General features: G+C 67.3%; 1 protein-coding gene. It reads right to left on the bottom strand.

Translation table 11 applies throughout. The features are described 5' to 3' along the window. A partial coding sequence (locus tag ABZT49_RS29095) for an ISAs1 family transposase (RefSeq protein ID WP_355291352.1) occupies positions 1-1083 on the bottom strand: 1083 nt, incomplete at its 3' end. Positions 1084-1174 lie beyond the last annotated feature (91 nt).

Here is a 1174-nt window from a genome sequence, read left to right on the forward strand (position 1 = left end):
CCAGCCAGCCATCTGCATTTTGGTGTGGAGCGAGGCCTTGGTCGGATCACGACGCAGGTTATTGAGAGCCATGCGTCGGATCAGGGCGATGTTGCGCGCGGCGTTCTCATTGCGAGTGAGGATGTCGTCTTCATGGAAGGCGACGTCGAGGAGCCAATGCTGGTCGTTCTCAATCGACCAGTAAGACCGTACGACCCGCAGGGCTTCAGCCGGAGCGAGAACGCGAGAGAGCGCCACGTAGCGGATCTGACAGCCCGTCGCTGTGTCGGGCGCATCCGTGCTGCGGCGCAGACCATCGATGCGGGCTACGGCGCGCAGCCCGGGAAAGTCGTACTTCTCGGCCCAGCCCGGCACCTCGCAGACCCAGGCGCACCGCTCCTCGTATCGGCCATGCTCGGTCTCGATCGTGCGGGCAGCCTTCCGAGGGTCGAGGTTGGCCAGGCGGTCCCGGGCCGCGTCATGCAGGGGACCGCGATTGCCCTTGAGGATCAACGCGTAGTCACCTCCGCCTTCTAGGATGGCGGAGGCGGTGGCGCGGCTCCCGTGCAGGGCGTCGGCCGTGACGCAGGTTCCGCGCAGGTCGAGCAGAGCCAGTATTTCTCGCGCGGCGCTGACCTCGCTGCGATTGCGGGCGTGGCGCTGGGCCAGGACGAGGCGCTGCTCGGTGGCCCAGGCGGTCACGAGGTGGAGCGGCGTGGTGGGATGGGCGGCCTCGACCGCCCGACGCACGGATTTGCCGTCGAGAGCGATGATACGGGGGCTGTTCGGCGCGGCGGCGCGCGCGTTGTCCCGCGCGTGAGCGAAGGCGGCCATGAAGCGGTGGAAGGCGTCTTCGAAGGCCTCGGGGTCGAGGGCCTGGAACACGCGGCTGAAGGTATCGTGGCTGGGCGCCCCATGGGCCAGGCGCATGAAGCGGCGCAGCAGCGGGAGCTTGGCACGGGCGAAGGTGGCGATGTCGACGCAGGTCTGGGCGCCGCACAGGGTGGCGATCAGCGCTACCAGCAGGATCTCGTCCAGCCGATGCCGGACGTTGGCAGCCCGCGGATCCGGAAGCGCGGCGAAAAACGCCTGAAATCCTGACATGATAGGCCTCCTGCATCTCAGGAGGCGTCAACGCCGTCTGGCTGCTTCACGGCAAAGCCAGACGGCAAAATTCATATGCGATCACCCTGCC

The sequence above is a fragment of the Methylobacterium sp. EM32 genome (genome assembly GCF_040593685.1).
GTDB lineage: Bacteria > Pseudomonadota > Alphaproteobacteria > Rhizobiales > Beijerinckiaceae > Methylobacterium.